This is a genomic window from Bacteroidales bacterium (assembly GCA_018334875.1).
GTDB lineage: Bacteria > Bacteroidota > Bacteroidia > Bacteroidales > UBA12077 > JAGXLC01.
Window position 1 is genome coordinate 1 of sequence record JAGXLC010000212.1, and the last position, 7,334, is coordinate 7,334.

At 42.6% G+C, this 7,334-nt stretch carries 5 protein-coding genes; all 5 read left to right on the top strand.

Annotated elements, in window-relative coordinates:
* A partial coding sequence (locus KGY70_14550) for a hypothetical protein (GenBank protein ID MBS3776412.1) occupies positions 1 to 297 on the top strand: 297 nt, incomplete at its 5' end.
* Between the two features lie 204 nt (positions 298 to 501).
* Complete coding sequence (locus tag KGY70_14555) at positions 502 to 3,963, top strand: SusC/RagA family TonB-linked outer membrane protein (protein ID MBS3776413.1); 3,462 nt, start codon at positions 502 to 504, stop codon at positions 3,961 to 3,963.
* 11 nt (positions 3,964 to 3,974) lie between these two features.
* Positions 3,975 to 5,657 carry a SusD/RagB family nutrient-binding outer membrane lipoprotein gene (locus KGY70_14560; GenBank protein ID MBS3776414.1) on the top strand — a complete coding sequence of 561 codons (1,683 nt, stop codon included), beginning with the start codon at positions 3,975 to 3,977 and terminating at the stop codon, positions 5,655 to 5,657.
* 31 nt (positions 5,658 to 5,688) lie between these two features.
* Positions 5,689 to 5,838, top strand: a complete 150-nt coding sequence (locus tag KGY70_14565; GenBank protein ID MBS3776415.1) for a hypothetical protein — start codon at positions 5,689 to 5,691, stop codon at positions 5,836 to 5,838.
* A 548-nt stretch (positions 5,839 to 6,386) separates the two neighbouring features.
* A partial coding sequence (locus KGY70_14570) for a polysaccharide deacetylase family protein (GenBank protein MBS3776416.1) occupies positions 6,387 to 7,334 on the top strand: 948 nt, incomplete at its 3' end.

A 7,334-nucleotide genomic window follows, 5' to 3' on the forward strand; every position in this document is an offset into this window, starting at 1 on the left:
GATGGTGTAATGGCTGATGTTCGTGAAACCCTGCAGAAATTTCCTATTGATTTAATTCAATACAACATAGACAATACCCACAGGTTGGATATAGTATTTGATCCGGATGCTGACCGGAAGGAGGCAAAAGGATGGCATGTGGTGGATAATAAGGCATTGCCAATTGATGAACGGTTGTATAAATACAATCGTAGCGGTTTTGACTTAAAATCAAGGGGAAATGATAGGTCCGCTTATCCGGGAACATTATATCTTTTGCCCTATTACATGGCGCGTTATCATGAATTGATTAAATGAATTGACCATTAAAAAAAATAATTAATATAAGTAGTTGAATTTAAAATATATTTAAATATTTTTTAACCCTAAAATTAAAGAAAGGAGGTATTTTTATGATCAGAGATTTTTCGTTGAATTCAAATTTTAAAGTTAAACAAATCTTTTTTTTGGAAACTCAAGTTGAGCATAATGAAATTAAAACTCGATTAAAAACTACAGATTATGAAAAAAAGAATTTCAATCTCAAGTAAATTTTTGTTGTTGGTGGTTTTTGTTTTTGGATCATTTATTAATTGTGCTATTGCGATAAAATCGAATTCATTCAAAAGCGAAGTCCGGCAACAACAAATTGAGATTACCGGCACGGTAACCGATGTTGCAACAGGCGATCCTTTGCCTGGGGTGAATATCGTTGTCGAAGGCACAAACATTGGTACTACAACAAACATGGATGGTGAATATACCATTGAAGCACCTGCCGATGCCACACTGATAGTTTCTTCTGTGGGCTATCAGGAACAGCGCCTTGAAATTAAAGGCAGACAGAAGATTAATGTAGAATTAACACCATCTGTCGAAGAGATTGATGAAGTGGTGGTTACGGCACTGGGTCTTTCGAGAGAAAAGAAATCACTTGGATATTCCGTTTCTGAGGTGAGCGGTGAAAGCATTGAAAAAATTACCCAGGAAAATGTTATGAATTCGCTCTCAGGACGGGTTGCCGGTGTGGCTATCAATTCAACGGGTGGAACCGGTTCTACCGTTAGCATGGTTATCAGGGGTGCCTCATCATTAACCAGTGATAACCAGCCGCTGTTTGTCGTTGACGGGGTACCTGTCAACAATACACTTGCAAACGTTGGTGAGACAGGTGCCCGGAACGAAGTTGACTACGGGAGTGCCATTGGAGACATTGATGCTAGTAATGTTGAAAGTATCTCCGTGCTGAAAGGCCCGAGTGCTGCTGCACTTTACGGTTCACGTGCAGGTAACGGTGTTGTGCTTATAACAACAAAATCAGGAAGGGATGTTGACGAAATGAGAGTGGAAATAACCTCAAATACAGTTTTTGAAACTCCCTATGCTTTCCTTGACGTGCATAGCAAATTTGCTAACGGCAGGAGGCCTTATACCCAGGATGCCAGGCCTGATAACGGTTTGCCTTATTATGATGTACCCAGTGGTGATTCTTACTGGTGCGGTCCGGAACTTGACAAGGGCCAGATGGGATATGTATGGCCTTTCTTTAATGAGGATGGTGAACTTGAAGCAAAGGAGCTGGTATCCTATCCTGACAACTTGAAAGAATTTTTTCAAACAGCTTTTACCACAACAAACGGGTTTGCTGTATCCAATTCCATTGAAAGTTTAAATTACAGGCTATCGTATAACAATATGCAGCATAAGGGGAATATTCCTAACACCGACCTTAACAGGAATTCACTCACCCTTAATTCTTCCGCCAAGTTACTGGATAACCTGAGATTAAACTCAAGTATCAATTATAAAAATTCCGGTGCTGCTAACCGTGCTTCAGGAAACAGGTCAGCCAACCCGATGGCGAACCTTTACAGAAGGATAAGTCCTTCCATTGACATTGATGATTTGAAAGATTACTGGCTTCCCGGCCAGGAAGGTATAAGACAAAGAGGTCCTTATAACCTAACTATTGATCCTGTTACCGGGGAGCTTGGATCATCGAGTACTTCTGACAACCCTTATTTTCTTGCTAATGAAATAAATAACGCTTTCAGAAGGGATAGGATACATGGCTTTGCCCAACTGGAATGGGAAATTCTTCCCCAACTGCAATTGATGGGACGTTTTGCCCACGATCAGTACAATGAAAAACGTGAGTCGAGTATTGCCCTGAGTTATCAGCGTGATCCAAATGGAGTTTACGGCCTGACCGATCTTTACCGGAGAGAATCAAATGCTGATTTCCTGTTGTCATACGATAACACCTTTGATGTTTTCACTGTAACTGCATCAGCCGGTGGTAACTATATGTACAGAAGATTTGAAAACAGATACGACCAGACCAAATCCAGGGGTGGTGGTATAAGTGTTCCGGGTGTCTGGTCGCTGAACAACATTAATTCCGACAACCTTAATTATGGTTCAAGCTGGTCACAGAAAGCAATTTACAGTCTTTACGGTCAGGCTTCATTCGGATATAACGATATGATCTATCTGGACTTGACCGCAAGAAACGACTGGTCCAGTACATTGCCTAAAGAAAACCATTCCTATTTTTATCCTTCTGCATCATTATCGGTACTTGCCAATAATCTTTTTGATATGGGAGGAAATGTCTCACTTGCAAAGATAAGAGCCGGATGGGCCCAGGTAGGTAACGACACCGATCCTTATCGCCTGAATTCAACAATGGGCAGCCAGTCCGCCTGGCTGGGACAGACACGTATGTCAACTCCCGGTAGCTTATTGCTCCCCGATCTTAAACCTGAGATCCAGACTTCATGGGAGATTGGGGCGGAACTCGCCTTTTACCAGAACCGCCTGAGGTTTGAAGGTACATATTATAAGGCTGAAAATGAAAACCAGATCCTTGGAATAGGATTACCTCCTTCCTCAGGGTATAGTTCAAGGCAGATCAATGCAGGTTTAATTTCAAGCAGGGGTTATGAGTTAATGGTTGGTGGTAGTCCGCTACGCACCAATGACTGGCTTGTGGATATGAATTTTGTTTATTCATGGAACCGGACAAAAATAGAGGAACTTGCTGAAGGATATGATTACTATGTATTCTGGACCAATGCCAAAGGGGGAGCAGTAACAAGAGTAGGTGATGAAATCGGACAGATTGTGGATGATCCTATGATCAGGGTTGATGATCCAGATTCCGAATATCACGGATGGCCTCTTTTAACTTCTAACGGTGGTCCGCAAGCTGGCAAATGGGAAGATTATATGGAACCCGGAGATAATACAGCTGTAATTGGTAATTTTAATCCCGATTTTCAGCTTGGAATGCAAACTTCTGTTTCCTTCAGAAACTGGAGCCTGGGTGCAAATTTTGACTGGAGAAAAGGCGGTCAGTTTGTTTCGCAGTCATATCGTTATATGGAATCGGACTATCTTACAAACCGGTGGATTGACAGGACGGTTAAAATTAATGACCTGAGTCCTGCCGAGCAGGCTCAATATCTAAGGGATAATGCCGATAAGTATCTTTCTCCCGACGGTGAATTCTGGGTAATTGTAGGTGGTCCTACCGAAGATTATGGTGGCTTGCCTCACACTGAAGGTGGTATTACATTGACTGACGGTAATTTTATGCCAGGAGTTTCAGGTTCCTATGATGATAATGGAAACTTTGTAATGGACCAAGAACATCTTGGCGACGAAGGAACACCAAAATTCAGATGGCAAAATACTTTCGGTTGGAGCCATACGGAAAATTCATTGTTTGATGCTGATTTTATAAAGCTCAGGGAACTTTCCCTGACTTACCAGATCCCCCGCAAACAGGCTATCGGGCTTCAAAATGCTTCAGTAACACTTTACAGCCGTAATTTGATTCTTTGGACAAAAGCCGGTATCAATGTTGATCCCGAGAGGGCGTTTCAGTTAAGTGGAAGTTCTTTTGACCAGGGTGTTGAACTTTTTAACGTTAATCCATGGACAATTCCTGTCGGTATCAGGTTAAATGTAACTTTTTAAATTATTAAATTATGAAAACATTATATAAAATATTTTTAATTTTAGCGGTTATAGCATTTACTTCATGTGAAGAAGAGTTAACCGAGCTAAATGTGAATCCAAACGGGGTCGATCCTACGGTTGTTAACCCGAACCTGGTTTTACCTACCGTTATTACCGGAACGGCGGATAATTATTTAAACCCTAATTACCAAAGCCACTTTGCCGGTGTTATGCAATATATTCAGAAATCCGGATGGTCCGGAGCGACAAATGATTTCGAATGGAAGGGTCCCACAAGCTGGAATAGTTGGTACAGCAACCTTAGGAACGCTAAACATATTTATGAGAGGGCTGATGAAATGGATATGGACTTCCATAAAGGTGCTTCCCTTGTTTTAAAAGCCTTTAACTTTGGTTATATTGCAGATACCTGGGGTGATGCACCTTATACAAACGCATTGAATGCTGCTGAAGGTGGAGAGGAAAATTATTTTCCCGTTTATGATACCCAGGAGACCATTTACAGGGGGATAATAGGTGAGCTGAAAGAGGCAAACACGCTGTTATCTCAATCACGCGCTTCATACCAGGGAATCAATCCGGATGCCGATATTCTTTACGGAGGAGATCCTGCAAAGTGGAGAAAATTTGCCAACACCCTTATGCTAAGATATTACATGAGATTGTCAGATAAACTTCCCACTTTTGCCAAGGATGGCATTGAAGAAATAATGTCAGACCCCGGTACCTATCCCATTTTTTCTTCTTTTGAAGATGATGCAGGAATGCCTTATTCCGGAACATCACTAGGTGATTCATGGCCGAGAAACAAGACTTTTGAGCAAACCGACAGAGGCTTTGAGAGGGTTCAGTGTGCTGCAGGTATCAGGGATGTACTTATGGGATACAATGATCCCAGGTTGGATGCCTGGTTCAATCCGGTATTAGTGCAGATTCAGGTATCTGAGGATTACCCTGAAGGTAGTGTTACCGTTGGTTCAACAAGGTATGTCAGACCCGATTATTTGACTGCCAATAATCTTGTTGTTTATCACCCGGATAACTGGGTTGATGATGTTGCTGCGGGTTTTGAACTTATTGATACAAACCGGTATGTTGGAATACCAATTGCTTCCAGTATTAGTGATGGTTCCCAATATAATCTTAACCCTGCACCAATTCAGGGTGGACCTAACGTTCATGTATCGGCTCTTGATGATTTGTTCAAGAAGCCTACGGATGATAAGTTGCTTGCAAGAATGATAACTTATGCCGAAGCATGTTTTATTCTGGCCGAAGCTGCTGAAAAAACCTGGAACGTTGGTTCCGGTTCTCAGCAGGATTGGTATGAAAAAGGTATTGAAGCGTCATTTGACATGTGGGGAGTTGATGGTTATGATGATTACATTACCGAAGCCGGTGTTGCATATGATGGTTCCCTGGAGCAGATCATAGAGCAAAAGTGGATAGCTAACTGGACCATTGCCCATGAATCATGGTGCGATTGGAGAAGGACCGGTTTTCCTCAGCTTAGCTGGGGGGATAAAGGACAAAGAAATTCAATGCCATTACGTTTCCAGTATGGCTCTGGCGAAATATCCAGGAATGAACAGAATTACCAGACCGCTGTTGCACGATTGGTTGAAACTCCATTTACCGCACAGGATGGTAAAGACAGTGCATGGTCCAAATTCTGGCTTCTTCAGGACTAATTTTTTCGTGAAGCTTGGCTTTCTATGGGCTTTGTTTGTTGAGTTGGTAAGGATTATAGAAACTTTATTTGATGGAGTCGATGAAATGCAGATCATGATAAAAATTCTAAACGACGAAAAAGCTTACGCCATATTAGCCCAATTGCTTCAACAGGAAAAAGAGCTTGAAAATGCAGCATGAACGAAAATGGAAAACATTAATGGATTAATTATCAGTAAAATAAACAAGCAGGCTGATATTTTATATTACTGCTTATTAGCATATTAAAAACAACTGCGAAACTTGAGTTTCTTAATTTGAGGGAGTATTCAGCTATTTCTTCATGGATATATAAGAATAAGGCCAATATAAGATTGTATAAATGAGTAGAAAATTGAAAAAGGAATCTTATATTGGCCTTATACAATTAGTTACAGACCTCAACAAAATTTAATAAATAATTAGACTTGTTTATAATTTTTTGATAATAAAGCGAGTTAACAAACAACATTTTTATAAATCTAATTTTATAAAATGATATAACCACTAATAGGTTGCAAATTTTGATAGATTTAACAAATAATCTTTTATGTGTGATATATTTCATTGTAATTAATATTCTATATGCAGATATTACATTATATAAAACTAAAATCAAATGCCCAATTATTGAATTATTAACTAATTATCAAATATTTGGAGGTTATTTTAGGTTATCAAAACTGAGATCTGAACTAAAACAAATCAACATGAAACGAATTGTAATTTTAGGATTAATGCTGCTTAAAATCGTGATCGCGGGAATCATTACGGCGGCCTTCGCCGCGGTGGAGGAGCCCACCTACGCCGAGCGGCTGGGATGGGACGCGGGAGAACGGGTGCTCATTGTGCACGCCGATGACGCCGGCATGTCGCTGGCCACGAACCTAGCCACGATAGAGACGCTGGAAGACGGCGTGGTGAAGTCGGTGAGCGTCATGATGCCCACGCCGTGGGTGAGCCATTGGCGGGATTACATGGACGAGAATCCCGATGTGGACATGGGCCTCCATTTGACGTTGACGTCAGAATGGGCGCCTTACCGGTGGCGTCCCGTGGCCGGTACCCTGCTAGGATTGTTGGATCCCGACGGCTACATGTGGAGCGGCGTCGGCGACGTGTTAGTGCACGCCTCGCCCGATGAGGTGGAACAGGAGATACGTGCCCAGATTGAGCTGGCCCGGCGCATGGATCTGTCGATAACTCACCTCGACAGCCACATGGGAACGTTGTTCGAGCCGGAATTTATTGAACGTTATGTGGAAGTGGGAATCAAGGAGCAAATCCCCGTGCTGATGCCGGGACCAACCGAGGCCGAGCGGCGGGGCTTCGAATGGGTGGACCAAGCCCGGGCAATGGCTGAGCGGGTGTGGAAAAGCGGATTGCCAGTAATCGATTATATCCACACCGATAGCTACGGTTGGAAAACGACGGACAAGGTAGACCACTACGTCGAGGCTATCCGTAACCTGGAACCGGGCATCACGCAAATGATTGTCCATCCCACCAAGCCGGATACTGTTGTGGACGTCATCACGGGTGGCCGCGAGCACCTCTACGGAGACTACCACGCGCTCGTTGACCCCCGGGTTAAAGAGACGCTTGAAGAAGAGGACATTATTCTTACCACGTGGCGCGAGCTGATGGAGCGCCGCCGG